Raw genomic sequence first — 17,533 nt, 5'->3', positions numbered from 1 at the left:
CCCGCCCGTCCCGCAAGGAGCCCGACTGATGGATCTTCGACTCGACGACGCAGTCGTGGTGGTGACCGGCGCTTCCGCAGGGATCGGCGAGGCCACGGCGGGAGCCGGCGCAGCAGGCGGAGGCGAACAGTTGGCAGCGCAGGCTGCGCCGGGCCGCGGCGAGGGCGCGCAGCCCGGTCGCCGCGCCGACGCCGAAGCCGGCGCCCGCGACGCCGAGCTCAACATCCACTGCGCAGTGCGGATGACCCGGGCCGCGCTGCCCGCCCTGCTCATGCGCGATGGCTCCCTGGTCCACCTCACCAGCGAGGCGGCCAGGATGCCGGACGTGTCGATGGTGGACCACGCGGCCGCCAAAACCGCGCTGCTGTCACTGTCCAAGACACTGGCGGCCGAGTTCGGCCCGCGCGGAGTGCGTTCCAACGTCGTCCAACCCGGACCGGCCCGGACCCGGCTGTGGGACAGCCCGGGCGGCTTCGCCGAGCAGCTCCCCGCTCAGTTCCACCTGGAACGGGAGGCGGCGATCGACCACTTCGTCCGCGAGGTGCGAAGGCTGCCCACCGCCCGGCTCGGCAGCCCCGACGACGTCGCACGGGTCATCGCCTACCTGCTCTCCCCCCTCGCACGCCAGATCACCGGCGCCGAGTGGGCGGTCGACGGCGGCGCGCTGCGCCAGATCTGACCCTCCCCGCGAAGACTCCCTCTGGCTCTGCGCAAGTCGATCGGTACCAGCGCCCTCGCCGGCGCCGACTTCGTCATCGCCGGCGGCTTCGTCGCCCCCCCCTGACCGGCCGCGCCTCGCTTCCCCTCGCACCCCCTGGAGATCTCAGTGAGATTCCGCCTGCCCCGCTCCCGCCGCCTGACGGCCGCGGCCTTCGCCCTGGCCGTCGTCCTCGGGTCGATCACCGTCACGGCCGCGGCCTCCGACAAGCCGGTGCCGTCGTCCGGCGAGCAGATCCCCGCCGGCTTCAGCGAACACAAGACCCAGGTCGCCGGGACCGGCATCAACTACGTGATCGGCGGCCACGGTCCGACCCTGGTCCTGATCCACGGCTACCCCCAGACCTGGTACGAGTGGCACGGCATCATGCCCGCGCTCGCCAAGCACTACACCGTCATCGCACCTGACCTGCCCGGCGCGGGCAAGAGCGACGCCCCGGCGTCCGGCTACGACAAGAAGACCATGGCCGCCAAGCTGCACGCGCTCCTGGTGTCGCTCGGCAAGGACCAGGACGTGAACGTCGTCGGCCACGACATCGGCACGATGGTCGCCTACTCCTACGCCGCGCAGTACCCGCACAGTGTCAGCAAGCTCGTGCTCAGCGAGGCCCCGATCCCGGACCCGGGCGTCTACACGTTCCCGTCGCTGACGGCCCAGGGCACCGGGGCGTGGCACTTCGGCTTCTTCTCCTTGCAGACCGGCCTCCCCGAGAGCCTGATCCAGGGCCGCGAACTGACCTGGATCTCCGGCTTCATGCGGGGCATCGCCGTGCACAAGGACGCCCTGACCCCGGAGGACCTCCAGATCTTCGCCTCCTACCTGCGCGACCCCGCACACCTGGAAGCGAGCTTCGCCTGGTTCCGGACGTTCCCGCAGGACATCGCCGACAACGCGCGGTTCCAGAAGAAGCCCCTGACCATGCCGGTTCTCGCGATCGGCGCCGACGGCAGCCTCGGTTCGTCGGTCGCGAAGCAGGTACGTCACTACGCCACCCACGTCACCCCGGCCGTCGTCCCCGACTCCGGCCACTGGATCTACGAGGAGCACCCGAAAGAGATGACCGACCTGCTGCTGCGTTTCCTGGACGGCCGACGATGACGTCAGGAACGGAAACGACCCGGTTCTTCCCCACCTTCGGCCCGACGGCCGAGCGCGAGCCCTTCTGGTTCCTCGGCGGCCAGGCCAGGATTCTGCTTCCCGGCGCCGCGACCGACAACCGGCTCAGCCTGATGGAGTTCGCCGACCCGGCCGGCCACGCGCCCCCGCACCACGTCCACGAGGACGAGGAGGAGGTCTGGTTCGTCCTCGACGGCGAGGTGACGTTCTTCGTCGGCGACCAGCGCCACGATCTGGTGCCCGGGCAGGTCGCGTACGGGCCGCGCGGGGTTCCGCACAGCTATCTGGTGCGCTCGCCCGAGGGGGCGCGGATAGCGGTGCTGTTCAGCCCGGCCCGCATCGAAGAGTACTTCAGGGCCAACGGCACCCCGGTGGCCGAGGCCGGGGACCTGCCGCCGGAGTTCGATCTCGCGGCGGTCGTGGCCTCCGCCGAGGCCTTCCACCTGCGCGTCACGGGACCGCCGCCGTCCTTGTGAGTCGGACCGCCCCGAAAGAGCAGGAAAGACGAAAGACGAGGAAAGACGAGGAGAGCGGTCATGACCGGCATCGACGTCCTCCCGCTCCCCCGGAACGCACCGGTCCACCTCACCCACCCCGGCGCCGTCACCGCGCTGACCCACCAGCCCGCGAAGGGAAACCGACATGCCGTACATCACCGTCGGCCAGGAGAACTCCACCGACATCGAGCTGTACTACGAGGACCACGGGAGCGGGCAGCCCGTCGTGCTGATCCACGGCTACCCGCTGGACGGCCACTCCTGGGAGAAGCAACTCCCGGCCCTGCTCGACGCGGGCCACCGGGTCATCACCTACGACCGGCGCGGCTTCGGCCGGTCGTCGCAGCCGACCACGGGCTACGACTACGACAGCTTCGCCGCCGATCTCGACACCCTGCTGTCAGAGCTGGACCTCACCGACGCGGTACTCGTCGGGTTCTCCATGGGCACGGGGGAAGTCGGCCGCTATCTGGGTACGTACGGCTCGCAGCGCGTCGCCAAGGCCGCCTTCCTGGCCTCCCTCGAACCCTTTCTGCTCAAGACCGACGACAACCCGGACGGCGTCGACCGGTCCGTCTTCGACGGCATCCTGGAGGCGGTCACCAAGGACCGCTATGCCTACTTCACCGGCTTCTACGAGGGGTTCTACAACCTCGACGAGACGCTCGGCGACCGGATCAGCGAAGAGGTGGTGCGGGCCAGTTGGAACGTGGCAGCGGGCGCGTCGGCGTACGCGTCGGTGGCCTGCGTGCCCACCTGGATCACCGACTTCCGCGCCGACGTCGCCAAGATCGACGTACCGACGCTGATCCTGCACGGCACCGCCGACCGGATCCTGCCGATCGACTCCACCGGACGGCCCTTCCACGCGCTGCTGCCCTCGGCCGAGTACGTCGAGATCGAGGGCGCCCCGCACGGTCTGCTGTGGACGCACGCCGAGGAGGTCAACGCCGCGCTGCTGGCCTTCCTGAGCAAGTAACCGTCAGCTCGGCCCCGCACCGAGGGCCAGGTCCGTGACTCGGTGCAGGTCCTGGCGGCTCGCCCCGCCGCTGACCTGCACCGCCCTGGCCGACGGCCCGTCAGGCAGCGGGCGAGGGCGTCCGCGTCGGCCTTCGGACTCGGGTCGCCCTCGGCGTGGGCACGCTCGAACCCGCGCGCACCCCACCGGCATCGCGCTCCCCGGCGCTCGGCCGGGTCGCGTCGGGCCGGCTCGCCCTCGGGTCCGCGGGCCAGCGCGGACCGACCAGCAGACAGCCGCAGGGCGGCCGGCGGCCGGGGGTGGTGCGGGCGTCGTGACAGCCGTGTGGCAGCGTCTCGGCCACCTCGCGGGCGGTGGGCTGCTCCAGACATCAACGCCGACCGCGTCCCCAGGCCCGACACCGCTGGGCTTCCTCCCCTTTCAGCGGCCACGTTCAAGGAGGCAGCCGCCCAGGACGTCGTGACCCACGCAACTGCCCGGCGAGCTTGTGGCCGAACGCTGCGGGCACCTCCCGCAGGCCCTGGCAGCCGACCGCACCAAGCCACTCCTGGCGTACGTCGAACGCATGCTGGGCGATCGTCACATGGCAGAGGACATCGTGCAGGAGACCTTGATACGCGCCTGGCACCAACTCCGACCGGCTGTGCGCCAACGAGGGATCGATGCGCGGCTGGCTGCTCACCGTGGCCCACAACCTCGCCATCGACCGGATACGCAGCGCCTACTTCCGCCATGAGTCCCCGGGCGCGGAACACCAGGGCACCCTGCCGAGCGACCACGCCGACACGGTCGCGTCCTCGGTCGACGTCGTGGCCCTGCTGCGGCATCTGTCACAGGAGCCGTTACGCGTTGCGCCAGCTCCGCAACCGGGTCCGCGCACGTAGGGCGACCGAGACGGCCGCTGAGACAGCAGCCGCCTGAGTCGGCTGTCGCGCCTACGGGGCACGCTTCCGGCACGGCACGGCCGACCGGATCCTGCCGATCGACGCCACCAGCGGGCGCCACCCGGCCCGCCAAAGCCACGGGCCGTGTCCGGTACCGGCCTCAAGTCGGTGCCGGCGAAGCCTCCAGGATGGCCGTCCTGGAGGCCTTCGTATGCCTGGATCAGAGCGGTTGCAGGTCAGAAAGGTGCTCGGGAAGACCCGCAGGCCGGCACTGGCGTTGCCGAGATGTCCGGGATGCCGATCCTACGATGCCGCTGCCCTCGGTTCCTGTCCCCGCTGACGGCCAGGGGCTCTCGCGTTTGCCGTACGGCTGCGGGGCGGGGTGGACTCGTGCGCCCGGCCAGCGGCGAATGGGTGATCACCACGGCCGCAGGGTATGCGTAGCAATTCCAGACGCGGACGCGGTACGACACGCCGGGACAGGCGGCTGTACCTCGATCCGGTGGTCGCAAGACTGTGCGGGACTTGGGGGGTGGGGTTTGCGCGTCGTAGGGCGGGCCGATCCGCTGGTCCGGCGCGATCTGGATCATGTGGCGGCCGAGCTCACCGTTCCACCGTTCTCACCGGACGGAGAACGCGTGTCTCCGGGAAACGAGTCGCACGGCGTGCAGGCCTCATGGCAACTGCGCACGACGTGCCGGGGGGAAGTCGTTGATGAGCGAGTTGAGCGGGAACATCGACGCATGGCCGTTGTCTCCGCTCGTGGATACCTTGTGCGGTCTCTCCTGCATGCGCGGCAGCGCCGAACGGGGTGCCTTTGTCGACGTTCTCCAGCGAGTCCACCGGCTGAGCGTCCAGCTGCGCGGGGTCAGCCTGCGCGAGGACGTCGTGCAGATCGTCCTGGAGGTGAAGGACCGCGCGCACGGCGTCGACGCCCTTGTGGACACCGTCGCCATGTTCTGCGGTAGTGAGGACGCCGAACGAGTGGCCCGGCACTTCGGACGTGCTCCCGCCCCCGGTGGCCCGGCGAACGGGGTGCTCCACACGGGCGCGGGGGACGAAGGCCCCGCCGTACACCGCGAGCGCGGCCTCGGCGCGGTCGATCCGAGGTCGCCCGCGCCGCCCCAGGACGGGGACATCCACCCGGGCGACGCCCGCCCCTGGTCGGCTGTGCCGTACTTCCCGGAACCGCTCACCCCCGGCGAGTCACATTCCGCGCGCGCCCTGCTGGAGAAGGACCAGGCATTCTCCGACTCGCGGCTGGCCGATCTGCTCGCTCGGGAACTCGACTGCGACATACCGGTCAACCTGTCGGCGGGGCAACTGCTCAGCAGAGCCCTGCTGATGAACGCCCAGCCCGACGGCCTGCCGCCGGCGGTCATCCTCCTGGAACTGGCCGCCGACTGCGCCTCCTCGGAGGAGCGCAGTGGCGCTCTACGGAACCTGGTCGAGGGATGGGCCCATCGCCATTCACTGGATGACCAGTTGGCCTTCCGCCGCCGTCGACGTTCCGGGTACGTGCCCGATCACACCACCCCCAGATGCCTGGTCGTCGTGGTCGACCCGGCCCTCGACGGCTCTGACGACATCGCCGTGCAGTACTGGGTCAACAGCGTTCCCGGCTACTGGAATCCGCAGCAGGGCACCCCCGTGATGACCAAGCTCGACGGGCTGGCCGAGGCCGTCCAGGAAGCGTTGCGGGACGGGGTCGGCAGATGGAGTGAACTGTCCGGTTCCCCGCAGGGACCGCCGGATCCCGTCAGCCCTTACATCGAGTTCGTCTTGCCGTACAGTCTCCTCAACCACGACGTGGCCGGGCTCCACCTGTCGACGGGGGACGGCGCGCCTCTGCCCCTGAGCCCCCGCTACAGCGTGCATGTGCGCAGCCTGGAGCGGATGAGGGCGGGGGATCCCTTGCAGATCGAACGCTGGCGTACGCGGTGGAGCCACCTGCGGCACAGTGGACCCCGCGTCTTTGCCTTCGAGCCCGAGGACGCGTGTCGGCTGGCGGAGTGGCAGATGCGGCTCGCGCTCCAGGCCGAGATGTCGGTCGTGTTCGTCGACGCACCCGCCGAGGGCGCGGACTCGCTCGATGCTCTGAAGTGCGCCCTGGCCGAAGGAGTCGGCTGTGCGGCGTGGGACCGCCGAGGCGGCTTGGAGACACAGCCACGCACGATCATGTCGGCGGTGCTCGCTGCCGCGGGCGCCACGCCCCTGCACCTGCCCGACGCCGTGCAACGCTTCAAGAAGAACGCGGTGCTGCGGCCGGCCCCGCATCTGGACTTCGCTGAACACCTGGTCCTCTTCTGGGACGATCCGCATCGCCTGGTCGGTGAGCAACACATCGTGGAACCCGAGAAGGAGATGACCGAAGAATGACGCTGAACGGTGAGCGGAGCGCGCCCTCCTGGCGCCTCTTCCACGCCACAGGACGCCCCTCGGAGGGCGACCCGCCGGAGTTACCCGAGGCACCGCCGTGGCGGCGCTTCGCGGGACAGCCGGTACAGCCCGACCCTCCGGACGCGGACCCCGATCTGCGGCGTCGGCTCGGCGCCCTCGGAGACGTTCCGTACCTGGACGACTCGAGCGTCGACATCGTCAACGCGGCACTGGTGCTGAGGAGGCCTCTGCTGGTCACCGGGCCCCCAGGGGTCGGCAAGTCCAGCCTGGCGCACCTTCTGGCGAGCGAGCTGCGTCTCGGCCGGGTGCTGCCCTGGCCCGTGGTCAGCCGCACCACCCTCAAGGAGGGCACCTACACCTACGACGCCATCGGACGGGCCCAGGCGCTGGCGGCCTGGCGTGCCGAGCAGGAGGCGGGCGGTACGCTCCAGGAAGCGCCCAGGTTGGGGGACTTCATCACCCTGGGACCGCTGGGAACGGCTCTTCTGCCGCACCGTCGGCCACGGGTCCTCTTGGTCGACGAGCTGGACAAGAGCGATCTGGACCTGCCCAACGATCTGTTGCACGTGCTCGAGAACGGGTCCTACGAGATCACCGAGCTGACCCGTGGCGCGGAGGACTCCGTCCTGGTGCGCACCGACGACCCCGACGGCACAGCGCTGGTCTCCCGGGGCCGGGTCGAGTGCGCGGAGTTCCCGATCGTCGTCATCACCAGCAACGGCGAACGGGAGTTCCCGGCGGCCTTCCGCCGCAGGTGTCTGCCCCTGGAGATGCCCGTCCCCAGCCGGGATCAACTGCTCGCCATGGTGGAGGCCCATCTGCGGGAGCGTCCGCAGGGAATCGCCGCGTTGACGGATGACTTCGTGCAACGTGTGCGCAGTGGTGGCGCCCACTCGATCGATCAGCTCCTCAACGCCCTTTATCTGATCAGTTCCACGGGCCGCGACCTGGCCGAAACTTCGGCCTTCTCGGAGTCCGAAGAGGGGCGTAGGCTTGTTGAGGTATTGTTGCGCGACCTTTCCAAGGGCCAGTGATGACGGCCCGTCAGCAGGATCAGAAAGCCGACCGCGACAGCCCGCGACAGGGGGGTCGACCAGTGCCCTCATCGGAGACGCGCGACGAGTGGGCGGGCGGCGTGTCGGCTTCGCAGCGGCGCGGGCGTGATCCGGACTGGCGCGATCTCGCCGACGCCGCCTGGCTTGCCGACTTCTGGTTACGGTCGGATCGATCCTCCCCTCCCCTCACCCCGATCGAGCCCGGTCCCGAGGTCCGTCAGGCCGACGCCCCGCCGGCGCCCGAGCCTGACCGCGGCCCGCTGGAGGCGGCTGAGCCCGAGGCCGCCGACGGCCCCGGCCCGGTCCCCGCTGCCGAGCTTCTCCCGAGTCCGTCGACTCCGGGGACCTTCCTGACGCCGTCCGCGGAGTTATCCGGCGAGGGCTCCTCCACCGCGTTGCGTCATGTGACGCCCGCCGTGCTGCCGGTCGACTCGGTGCTGGCACGTCGTCCGGTGGCCCGTGACGTCGCGCTGATGGCGCAGGCCCTGCACCGGATGGCGCGGAGAGTCCCCTCGCGCAAAGTGAAGATCGTCGACGAGGTCGTCACCGCCGAGCATTCCCTGGGGGAGGGCGGTTGCCTGCTGCCGGTCCTGGTACCCGCTCAGGAGACCGTGTTCGACCTGGTGGTGCTCATCGACGCCGCTCCCACCATGCCGGTCTGGGAGCGGCACTGGCGCAGCCTCGTCCTGGCGGCCCAGCAGTGCGGCGCGTTCCGGGACGTCCGCCTCGCGCGGGTCAGCGTGGGGCCCTCCGGCCAGCCGGTCCTGTTGTGGCCGTCCGGCGCCCGGAGCCATCCGGGTGAACTCGTGGACAGCCAGGGCACTCGGGTTCACCTCGTGGTCACCGACGGACTGGCACACGGCTGGGCGGCGCCTTCGGCGGACGTACTGCTGACGCTCCTCGCCCGGGCCGGGCCGACAGCCCTCGTGCATCTGCTGCCGCCGCATCTGCGCCACCGGTCCTCGCTCTACCCCTACCCCGCCCGCCTCGGAGCCGGGGGTTTCGGGGTGCCCAACACCAGGCTGGTACACACACCGCGCAGGGACGACTCGGCCTCGTTGAGGGCCTTCCCGGAGACGGACGGGCTCATCTCCGTGCCCGTGCTCAGCCTGAAGGCCACGTCCCTGGCCGCATGGGCCCATCTGGTGAGCGGCGACCGTGGAGTGCTGCGCGACATGCCCGCGATCCCTGCGGGTGCCCTCGCCAAGGGCGTTCCCGCGCCCGGGCTGTGGGCCCCCGCTGCGGGCAGCCCGCAGCAGGTCTCGCTCGCTGTCCGGCATTTCCTGACCCTCGCCACGCCGATGGCACGCCGGCTCGCCGCCCACATGGCGGTTGTTCCGTTCGAGTACGACATCGTCGCGAGCCTGATCGGACGGCTGCTGCCCGACTTCGAGCCGACCCATCTGGCCGAGGTACTGATGGGCGGATTGATCGATTGGCGAGGGCTCGGGGAGTCCTCGCCGGGCGCCGAAAGAATCCGGCCTGATTTCGCGCCTGGCGTACGCAAGGCGCTGCTGGCCACCACGACACGCCGGGAACTGGCCCGAGCAGTACAAGCGTTCGGTGAGATCCCGGACCCAAAACGCCGCGGCCGACGGCTGCAGGAGATCCTGGCCGACCCTGAAAACGCCCCTTTGCCCTCGTCGGACGACGAGTCCTGGGCCGAACTGGAGGGCGCGGTCCTGAATGCGCTGTCCGGCCCTTACGCGGAACGGGCACGCCTCATTGTGGATGCGCAAGTCTTCGGTCCGAGAGGCCCGGTGACTGCGATAGGGTCAGGAACTCCTGCTGGCGCCGACCCGGCCGGCTCAGGATCGAGCCAGTGCAATGCGCTGGCGGCGGCCGAAACCGGAGGAGGCGGAGTGGCGCAGAACTCTCGAACTGATGGACTCGTGACCGAGGAAGTGGATTCCTCGCCAGCCACCGTTCCGCGCCTCGAGGGGTCGGCCACGCCGCATCTGCAGGCGTCCCCGCCGCTGCCCGCGCCTGACGCCCTGCCCGTCCCCGCCTCTCTGCCCGCAGTGCCGCGCACCCCTGCCGTCATGGGCAATGTGCCACCTCGGAACCAGTATTTCACCGGCCGGGAAGAGCTTCTCGCGAGTGTGGACGCCCAGCTCCGCCAGGACAGCACGGCCGCCGTGCTGCCCCACGCGCTGCACGGCATGGGCGGGGTCGGCAAGTCGCAGATCGCTGTTGAATACATTTATCGGCATCGTTCCGAGTACAACGTCATCTGGTGGGTCCCCGCCGAGAGTGAAACCCTCGTTCTGGGTGCTTTGTCGCAACTCGCGGCACGTCTTGGACTGGATGTCTCCCGCGAGGCGAACCGCGCCGTTCCCGCCGTACGGGAAGCGCTTCGCACAGGTGTTCCCTATTCCAACTGGCTTCTCGTCTTCGACAATGCCGAAGACGTCGAAACCGTACGCTCGTATTTCCCGACCGACGGCCCGGGGAAAGTCATCGTCACGTCACGAAATCGCGACTGGGAGCGCATTGCCACGCCCCTGTCGGTGGATGTCTTCCGCAGGGACGAATCGATCTCTTTGCTCCAGCGACGTGCCCGGCACATGTCGCTGGAGGACGCCGATCGGCTCGCGAAAGCACTCGGTGACCTGCCTCTCGCGATCGAGCAGGCAGGGGCCTGGCACGCCAACACCGCGATGCCCGTGGCGGAGTACCTGGCCCTGCTGGAACAGCGCAAACCGGAGATCCTGAACCTCGACCCCTCACCGGACTACCCGGTCTCGGTCGCCGCGGCCTGGGACATCTCGCTGGACCGGCTGGCCCAGGAGGCGCCCGGAGCGCGCCAACTGCTCGACCTGTGCGCGTGCATGGCACCTGAACCCGTTCCGCTCTCCATGCTGCGGGCCGGGCGTGACACACAGGTACCGGAGGTTCTCAGGCGCGTACTCGACGGCAGCCTCGAGCTGGGCCGCGCCAGTCGGCTGCTCAACCGCTACTCCCTGGTCCGTACGAACCACGGCGCAGGCACCCTGCAGATGCACCGGCTGCTGCAGAACGTGCTCGTCGCCCGGCTGTCGCCGGAGGAGCGAGCCGTCGCGACCAGCACGACGCACCTGCTGATGGCGAACAACCGCCCCACACCCGCGTATGCCGACCCGGCGCAGTGGCCGGCCTACCAGGCCCTGGTCCCGCACATCATCGCCTCCGAGGCTTTCCGCTCGACGGACGAGTACGTGCGGGAACTGGTCTACGACTCCGTGCTCTACCTCTACTACTGGGGTGACCACGACACCTCGCTGAGGCTCGCGAAGGGCACGCACGAGGCGTGGCGGGAGGAGTCCGGCGAGGACAATCTCCACGTCATCCGGATCGCCAAGATCCTTGCGTTCCTCCTCCGTCTGAAGAACGAGGGCGACGAGGCATTCCGGCTGAACGCCTTGTCGCTGCAGAGGTCACGACAGGACGGGGTACCGACGGAGGACCTCGTCGACTCGCTGTCGCAGTACGCCGGCGCCCTGCGGTACGCCGGACGGTTCGAGGAGGCTCGCGACAGCGACAAGGAAGCGGAGGCTCTGGCGCGGGACCCCTTCGGTCCGGACGACGTCCACACACTGCTCGCCGCGCACAGCTACGGCGTGTCGCTGCGTCTGTGCGGGGACTTCAAGGCCGCCGAGGAACTGGACGAGGAGACGGTCCGTCAGTGGGTCAACGTGCAGGGGCCCACGCACCTGCTCACGCTCAACACCCAGAACGGTCTGGCCATCGACATCCGTGAGGGCGGAGACTACCCACGGGCCCGGCTGCGACAGGAAGAGACGTATCAGTCGTATCGGCATGCCTACGGAGAGGAGTACGTCGCCACGCTGCGGGCCGCGTACAACCTTGCCGTCTGCCTTCGCCGCGACGGGGCCCTGCCGGAGGCGGCGGCGCTGAGCGAGCTCACCCTCGCGCGCCTCACCTCCCGGTACGGGGCGAACCACGGCGACGTACTGGCGGTTGCCAGCAACGTCACCGTCGACCGTAGGCTCGCGGGGAACCTGGAAGGGTCCCACAACCTCGGTCGCCAGACCGTCGACCTCTACCGGCAGACCCTCGGACCGGACCACGCCAACACCCTGGTCGCCATGGCCAACCTGGCCGCGACCCTGCGGGCCATGAAGGAGTTCACCGCGGCTGCGGAGCTCGACGAGCAGGTCATCGAGACCCTCACCAGAACTCTGGGACCGCGTCACATCACCACCCTCACGGCAGAACTGGGGCGGGCCCACGACCACTACTACCGCTTCGACTTCGCCGGGGCCCGAGACACCGACCGGGCGGCCCGGGAAGCACTGACCGAGGTGGCCGGGCCCGGGCACCCCGTCACCCTCGCCGCCCTCGCCAACCTCTCGCTCGACCTGCGTGGCCTGGGACAGGGCGAGGAGGCGGACGCCCTCCAGCGGCAGGCGGTGGTCGGCTTCGCGAGGGTCGTGGCGGAGGGACATCCGTGGTCGGTCGCCGCCCGGTTCAACCGGCGCATCGAGTGCGACATGAGCCCCCTCCCGCTGTAGGGGGAGAGGCGTCCGCCGGGTTGTACGGAAGCCGACCGCAGGGGGGATCTGCTGGTGTCGACAGTGGTACTCATTCACGGCACGGGGGTACGTGAGCCGCGCTTTTCGGCCTTACGGGCGCGGTTCACGGAGGAACTGACGGGGCGTCGGCCGGACGTCACGGTTCTGGGGTACTACTGGGGCGGCCCGCACGGGGCCACCCTCTCGCACGGAGGAGCCAGCCTTCCGCTCGAATCGGGGGGCCGGCACCGGGCACTCGAGTCCGACGATCACGACCCCTGGGAATGGCTCTACGCGGAGCCCTACCTGGAACTCGGCCTGGCCTCGGCAGGTTCCCCCGACGGCAGGGAAGAACGGCCCCCGGGAGCCGCCTCCCCGGCCCGGGAAGCACGCCGGCGGCTCGGCGCCGTCACCGACGAAACGCTGCCCGAGCTGGCTCCGCACCTCAGCCGGGCAGCGGCGGAGCTGGCAGCGGAACCGCTGCTCACCGCGGCGGCGGACTCCCTGCCCACGGACGAACTCGCGGCAATTCTCGCCCGCGCGCTCGTCGCCGACGCCACCCGGCGGGCGCTGGCCGAGGGAGGCGCCGTCCTGCCCCTCGCGGACGCCCGGGACGAGGCCGTCGCGAAGCTGGCGCAGGGATTCGGCGCCTCGCCCGAGGGCAGCGAGCGAGGGCTGAAGAGCTGGTTGCTGGCGCGCGTGGGGGCCCTCGTGGCCAGACCCGTCGAGAACCGCCGCCGCGCGCTCACTCAAGCCGCACATCCCGCCGCCGGTGACATCCTCCGCTATCTCAGTCACGGCGAACCCTTCCGCACCGGACTACGAGACCTCATCGCGGCAGCGGCACCACCGGTCACGCTGATAGGCCACAGCCTGGGCGGCATCATCGCCCTGGACACCCTGGCCCTCCACGACGCCCCGGCGGTCGGCTTGCTGATCACCTTCGGGTCGCAAGCACCCTTCCTCTACGAGAGCGGCGCCCTTCCCGGCCTCACCCCGCCGCACCCCCTGCCCGACCACGTTCCGCCCTGGCTGAACATCTATGACCCCCGCGACCTGCTCTCGTACACGGGTGCCGCGTTGTTCCCCGGACGCGTCACCGACCGGGCCCTGCCGTCCTCGCTCCCCTTTCCCGCCTCGCACAGCGCCTACTGGGCCAATCCGGCCCTCTACGACTGCCTCGCGGAGCACCTGCCGTGACCGCCGCCGTGCATCCGGCCCACGTCCACGCGCTCATCGTCGGCATCGAGTCCTATGCCGCGGGCCCGCACTGGAACCTCCCCGGTCCGGTGGACGACGCACTGCGCTTCCGCACCCTCATGCACGCGGCCGGCGTACCCGAGGCCAATCTGCACCTGCACCTCGCCCCTCTTCCCGGAACCACTCCCGCCCATCCGTACCGGCCGGCAGATCACGCCTCGCTACGGGCGGCACTTGTCGGCGACCTGTCGAGCGTGGCCGACGGCCGGCATCTGTGGGTGTGGTGGGGCGGACACGGGGTGCTGGACCATACCGATCGGCTCAGGCTGCTGTGCGCCGACGCGACAGTTCCGGACAAGCGCTCCATCGATTTCGATTCCTCCCTCGCCCGCTTCAGGACCGATGCGGTGCCCGGGTTCGACCGGCAGCTCTGGCTGGCGGACGTGTGCGAGACCTTCGAGGAAGACCTCGCGTTCCGCCACTCCCTGCCCACCGACACCCTCCCCGCCGGCCGCCGCGACGCGGAACGACGCCAGGTGGAGATCCGGGCGGCCGGGCGTGGACGCCGAGCGAGGAACGACCCCGAACGCCGCACCGGCCTTTTTTCGGAGATCGTGCTCGAACTGCTCAGAGAACAACTGCTCGCGCCGCCCGGCACGGCGCTGGCGCGACTCCCCGGCGTCCCCGACTCGATGGATTTCCTGTCGGAGATACGAGCCCGGGTCGCAGCCCGCAGGGCCGCCGGGCAGACCGAGCAACTGCCCCACCTGGTCCTGCGCGGACCCGACGGCGGATACGACGAACCACCCCCGCGTGCCTCCGTACCCAGTCCCGCCCGTCCGCATCCGAGGGAGGGGGCCCGGCCCGGGCAGGCGGCGGTGCGACGGGCCGTCGAATGTCTCCTCGCGTATCCCCTCATGCGGGACCCCGTGCAACGGGAACTGGTGATCGAGGGCATCGACGCGCGCTTCACCGACCGACTCCGGCGCAATGTCTCGGTTCTGCGCTCCGACATCGCCGGCATCGTCGTCGGACTCTCCGCATATCCGGAAGCCCTCGGGCAACTGCGGGAGGCGATCCTTGTGCTGGACCCCGATTCCGGGAGGGGCGGCGAGCTGACCGCCGCCTTGGACGACCTTGCCGGGCACGATCCGTACGCGCGAGGGACCAGCCCCGAGCCCATGGCGTGATCGCATGGTGATCGTGGCGTGATCGTGCGGTTCCCCCATCTGCCTCGGGTCGCCATGATGGACACACCGCCGGACAGCACGTGCCATCTCACCTACACAGGGGGACATGCCTTGGACACGTCGGAGAGTTCAGAGTCCGGCACCCCGAGCAGTCTGCCGGACTGGGAGTCGGACATGGCCGACCTGGCCTCGATGCCGATCCAGGGCATCACCGACCTCGAGGTACCGCTCCCCGTTCGCCTGCTGACGGAGCTGCGCCGTTCACGGGGGAATCTGACCGGCGGTTCGAATCCCGGACGCGCGGAATGACGCGAGTCCGGACAGCACCGTGAAGAACCACGGAAAAGCATGCCCACCCCTGCGCATACCCGAGCGGCACTTCGCCTCCCTCGCCTCCGGGGGCGGCACCCCGGAGGCCATCGACCTGCTCCGAAGCGGTGAGCGCTCCAGACGACTGCTTCTCCTGCGCGAGTTCCTCGACGCGACCAGCGCGATCGACACCCCGCTCGGGCCGGTCGCCACCGGCTGGAAGGTTCTGCGCGACGCCGCCCGGGAGTCGCCCCGGCACGTCGAGGAACTCGTGCTGTCGCCCCAGGCAGGAGCCTGGCTCGCCTATGTGCTGCGCCGTCTGCACCGTGACGCCGGGGACAGCACACTCTGGCTGGACGTCGGCCACTTCCATGCACTCGCCGTCGCCGCCGCTGTCAAAGCGCGCACCGACGGTGAACTCGACGTCCTCCTGAACGACGGAGCCCTCGTCCTGCCCACGCTCGGCATGCTGCGCTTCGAGGGCCACCCGGCAGGTCACTCGGTCGGCCGGGCCACCGTGCGTGCCGGAAGGCTCACTCTCCATTCGGCGGAAGGGACCCTCCCGGACATCGCCGCGAGCGACCACGAGACAGCACACTGGTTCCCGCTACGCCGACTGCGCCGCATGTCCTTCCTCGACGACCTCGACCCGTACCGAGACCTCGACCGGCCCATCGCACCCGCCCGGCTCGACGCGGAGGAGGTCGCCGAATGGCGACGGGTGCACGACCAGACCGTCGCCCTCCTCCGCAGCAGACCGGGCAGCGGTCCCGGCAGCCTCGCCCCCGAGCTCGTCGACACCATCGTCCCGTGGGGCCGCACCGCGGCAAAGCCGCCCGCCGTACCTTCGGTCCGCCTCTCGGCGTCCACCGGCGATGCCTTCGGTTCCATGGTCATCGAACGCCCCACCGAGGGACGAGCCCTGGCGGAATCATTCGTGCACGAGTATCAGCACAGCAAACTGGGCGCGCTGCTCCATCTGTTCCCTGTTCTCCAGGACGACCGCGCGGAGCTCTACTACGCGCCGTGGCGCTCCGATCCGCGCCACCTGACCGGATTGCTGCACGGTGTGTACGCCTTCACCGGGGTGGCGGGCTTCTGGCTCGGTCTCATCGGCGATACGACGTACGACAGGGACGGCGCCTGCGGTTACCACTTCGCGCTGCGCCGCCTGCAGACCCGTATGGCGCTGCGCACCCTTGCCACACGAGCCACCCTGACCCTCCCCGGCCGTCGCCTCGTCGCCGGATTGACGACGACACTGGACGCCTGGCAGCGGGTACCCGTGGACGCGGACTGCTTGCGGCGTGCACGCCTCGCCGCCCGCATGCACCTGGAGGAATGGCACCTGCGCAACGCGGCCGGCATCACACGCTGGCCGGACCGCTGCGTCACCTTGTTCGCGGCGGTGCCGACCGTACCTGGGACCGCGGACGAACTCCTCGCGGCGGGACGCTACGCCGAAGCACGGGAAGAGTACGCGAGGAACCCCGAGGACCTGCACGCCGAAGCCGGCCGCCGTGTCGCGGAACGGGAACTGGGTCGCGAGCGCACTCGACTGGAGGGGGACCGACGGCCGGGGTAGCGGGGTGACGGGGCGTCGGCCGTGGGACCGGTGGCCGCGTCGGCCGCTCACCTCACCCCGGGAGCCTCGGATGCGCCCAGCGACCTCTCCGCCACCCTCGCCAAATGCTCCCCGAACACCCGCTCAGGCTCCGGCGTAAGCGTCCGCAGCGCCACCAACGCCGTGATCACCACATCACACAGCTCCCCCTGCACCTCCTCCCACGTATGGCTGGCCCCCTTGCGCGGGTTCTGCCCCATCGCGCCGATCACCGCCTCCGCGACCTCCCCCACCTCCTCCGACAGCTTCAGCATGCGGAGGAGGAGGCCCTCCTGGCCGGCGTGGGCGCGGTTGGTGTCCAGCCAGGTCCACAGGGCGTCGATCGTGGGCCAGATGTCATCAGAAGTGGGGGAGGCGGCGTCAGTCATGCAGGCAGCTTGGCATGAGCCGCCAAGCCGCAGAACCGCGCCTCACCTCACCCCAGCAACAGCTCCCCCTCCTCGAACAACGCCGCCTGCTCCCCCTCCTCCCGTCGCCGGACCCGGCGATTGCGCGTGCCCACCACCACCGCCGTCAGCACGCCCGTCGCCGCCAGGGCCGTCGGGACCATCCAGCCCCGGTCGAAGACGTGGCCGAGGGCGTGGTCCAGGGAGAGGCGGCCGGGGCCCGTGATGGCGAGGCCGGTGGCGGCCAGGCCCAGGGTGGCCGCGTACTCGTAGCCGCCCTCGGCGTTGAAGAAGCCGTTCGGGGCGTGGACTGCCGCCGCGCCCGCCATGCCGCCGGCCGCCGCCGCGCCCGCTGCCGGGGTGGCCAGGCCCAGGGCGAGGAGGGTGCCGCCGCCCGCCTCCGCCAGGCCCGCCGCCGTCGCGCTGGCCCGGCCCGGCTTGTAGCCGACCGACTCCATGAACTGGCCCGTGCCCTCCAGGCCGTGGCCGCCGAACCAGCCGAACAGCTTTTGCGCGCCGTGCGCGGCCAGGACGCCGCCCGTGCCCAGCCGTAGCAGCAGCAGGCCCACGTCACGGCGGTTGCAGAAGGTCATGGGGACTCACTCCCTGAGCAGAGCAGACAGCAGTGGCACCCCCCGGTTCCGGTTTCCTCCGTCCACCG

The 17,533-nt window shown here is 70.4% G+C and carries 15 protein-coding genes; 13 read left to right on the top strand and 2 right to left on the bottom strand.

Going from position 1 to position 17,533, the window contains the following annotated elements:
- Positions 1 to 28: 28 nt before the first annotated feature.
- The 13 genes from ABZ464_RS02095 (at position 29) to ABZ464_RS02035 (ending at position 16,447) form a co-directional block, all read left to right on the top strand.
- Positions 29 to 679, top strand: a complete 651-nt coding sequence (locus ABZ464_RS02095; RefSeq protein WP_359269555.1) for an SDR family oxidoreductase — start codon at positions 29 to 31, stop codon at positions 677 to 679.
- 147 nt (positions 680 to 826) lie between these two features.
- Positions 827 to 1,816: an alpha/beta hydrolase gene (locus ABZ464_RS02090; RefSeq protein ID WP_359269552.1), complete on the top strand. Its 990-nt coding sequence runs from the start codon at positions 827 to 829 to the stop codon at positions 1,814 to 1,816.
- Positions 1,813 to 2,310 carry a cupin domain-containing protein gene (locus tag ABZ464_RS02085; protein WP_359269550.1) on the top strand — a complete coding sequence of 166 codons (498 nt, stop codon included), beginning with the start codon at positions 1,813 to 1,815 and terminating at the stop codon, positions 2,308 to 2,310. Before ABZ464_RS02090 ends, ABZ464_RS02085 begins: the two co-directional genes overlap by 4 nt.
- 166 nt (positions 2,311 to 2,476) lie before the next feature.
- A complete protein-coding gene (locus tag ABZ464_RS02080; protein WP_359269547.1) occupies positions 2,477 to 3,310 on the top strand; it encodes an alpha/beta hydrolase in 834 nt (277 codons plus the stop codon).
- Positions 3,311 to 3,875: 565 nt separating this feature from the next.
- Positions 3,876 to 4,046: a sigma factor gene (locus tag ABZ464_RS02075; protein WP_359269544.1), complete on the top strand. Its 171-nt coding sequence runs from the start codon at positions 3,876 to 3,878 to the stop codon at positions 4,044 to 4,046.
- Positions 3,973 to 4,194, top strand: a complete 222-nt coding sequence (locus ABZ464_RS02070) for a hypothetical protein (RefSeq protein WP_359269621.1) — start codon at positions 3,973 to 3,975, stop codon at positions 4,192 to 4,194. Before ABZ464_RS02075 ends, ABZ464_RS02070 begins: the two co-directional genes overlap by 74 nt.
- Positions 4,195 to 4,908: 714 nt before the next feature.
- Positions 4,909 to 6,573, top strand: a complete 1,665-nt coding sequence (locus ABZ464_RS02065; protein ID WP_359269542.1) for a hypothetical protein — start codon at positions 4,909 to 4,911, stop codon at positions 6,571 to 6,573.
- Positions 6,570 to 7,628, top strand: coding sequence for a MoxR family ATPase (locus tag ABZ464_RS02060; RefSeq protein ID WP_359269540.1), 1,059 nt, complete (start codon positions 6,570 to 6,572; stop codon positions 7,626 to 7,628). The genes ABZ464_RS02065 and ABZ464_RS02060 overlap by 4 nt, the downstream gene beginning before the upstream one ends.
- A 62-nt stretch (positions 7,629 to 7,690) precedes the next feature.
- Positions 7,691 to 12,163: an FxSxx-COOH system tetratricopeptide repeat protein gene (fxsT, locus tag ABZ464_RS02055; RefSeq protein ID WP_359269537.1), complete on the top strand. Its 4,473-nt coding sequence runs from the start codon at positions 7,691 to 7,693 to the stop codon at positions 12,161 to 12,163.
- Positions 12,164 to 12,217: 54 nt separating this feature from the next.
- Positions 12,218 to 13,363, top strand: a complete 1,146-nt coding sequence (locus ABZ464_RS02050; protein ID WP_359269534.1) for a hypothetical protein — start codon at positions 12,218 to 12,220, stop codon at positions 13,361 to 13,363.
- Positions 13,360 to 14,553, top strand: coding sequence for a caspase family protein (locus tag ABZ464_RS02045; RefSeq protein WP_359269531.1), 1,194 nt, complete (start codon positions 13,360 to 13,362; stop codon positions 14,551 to 14,553). Before ABZ464_RS02050 ends, ABZ464_RS02045 begins: the two co-directional genes overlap by 4 nt.
- A 174-nt stretch (positions 14,554 to 14,727) precedes the next feature.
- Positions 14,728 to 14,862, top strand: a complete 135-nt coding sequence (locus tag ABZ464_RS02040) for an aldo/keto reductase (RefSeq protein WP_359269528.1) — start codon at positions 14,728 to 14,730, stop codon at positions 14,860 to 14,862.
- A 19-nt stretch (positions 14,863 to 14,881) separates the two neighbouring features.
- Positions 14,882 to 16,447 (top strand): HEXXH motif-containing putative peptide modification protein, encoded by a 1,566-nt coding sequence (locus ABZ464_RS02035; RefSeq protein WP_359269525.1) that lies wholly within the window; start codon positions 14,882 to 14,884, stop codon positions 16,445 to 16,447.
- Positions 16,448 to 16,494: 47 nt separating this feature from the next.
- On the opposite strand, the gene ABZ464_RS02030 is transcribed toward ABZ464_RS02035, so the two are convergent.
- Both ABZ464_RS02030 and ABZ464_RS02025 read right to left on the bottom strand, forming a co-directional pair.
- Positions 16,495 to 16,854, bottom strand: coding sequence for a MazG-like family protein (locus ABZ464_RS02030; RefSeq protein ID WP_359269522.1), 360 nt, complete (start codon positions 16,852 to 16,854; stop codon positions 16,495 to 16,497).
- Positions 16,855 to 16,901: 47 nt separating this feature from the next.
- On the bottom strand, positions 16,902 to 17,465 hold the full coding sequence (locus ABZ464_RS02025) for a DoxX family membrane protein (RefSeq protein ID WP_359269519.1): 564 nt from the start codon (positions 17,463 to 17,465) through the stop codon (positions 16,902 to 16,904).
- Positions 17,466 to 17,533: the final 68 nt, after the last annotated feature.

The organism is Streptomyces sp. NPDC005820 (genome assembly GCF_040630255.1).
In the GTDB taxonomy this organism is placed as follows: Bacteria; Actinomycetota; Actinomycetes; order Streptomycetales; family Streptomycetaceae; genus Streptomyces.
The sequence above is the reverse complement of the archived record's forward strand: the minus strand, read 5'-3'. Positions and strand labels throughout refer to the sequence as shown.

Bases quoted from the DNA above. Each gene is read 5' to 3' on its own strand.
- ABZ464_RS02095 (WP_359269555.1), top strand. From the start codon at position 29: ATGGATCTTCGACTCGACGACGCAGTCGTGGTGGTGACCGGCGCTTCC.
- ABZ464_RS02085 (WP_359269550.1), top strand. From the start codon at position 1,813: ATGACGTCAGGAACGGAAACGACCCGGTTCTTCCCCACCTTCGGCCCG.
- ABZ464_RS02080 (WP_359269547.1), top strand. From the start codon at position 2,477: ATGCCGTACATCACCGTCGGCCAGGAGAACTCCACCGACATCGAGCTG.
- ABZ464_RS02075 (WP_359269544.1), top strand. From the start codon at position 3,876: ATGCTGGGCGATCGTCACATGGCAGAGGACATCGTGCAGGAGACCTTG.
- ABZ464_RS02070 (WP_359269621.1), top strand. From the start codon at position 3,973: ATGCGCGGCTGGCTGCTCACCGTGGCCCACAACCTCGCCATCGACCGG.
- ABZ464_RS02065 (WP_359269542.1), top strand. From the start codon at position 4,909: ATGAGCGAGTTGAGCGGGAACATCGACGCATGGCCGTTGTCTCCGCTC.
- ABZ464_RS02060 (WP_359269540.1), top strand. From the start codon at position 6,570: ATGACGCTGAACGGTGAGCGGAGCGCGCCCTCCTGGCGCCTCTTCCAC.
- ABZ464_RS02040 (WP_359269528.1), top strand. From the start codon at position 14,728: ATGGCCGACCTGGCCTCGATGCCGATCCAGGGCATCACCGACCTCGAG.
- ABZ464_RS02030 (WP_359269522.1), bottom strand. From the start codon at position 16,854: ATGACTGACGCCGCCTCCCCCACTTCTGATGACATCTGGCCCACGATC.
- ABZ464_RS02025 (WP_359269519.1), bottom strand. From the start codon at position 17,465: ATGACCTTCTGCAACCGCCGTGACGTGGGCCTGCTGCTGCTACGGCTG.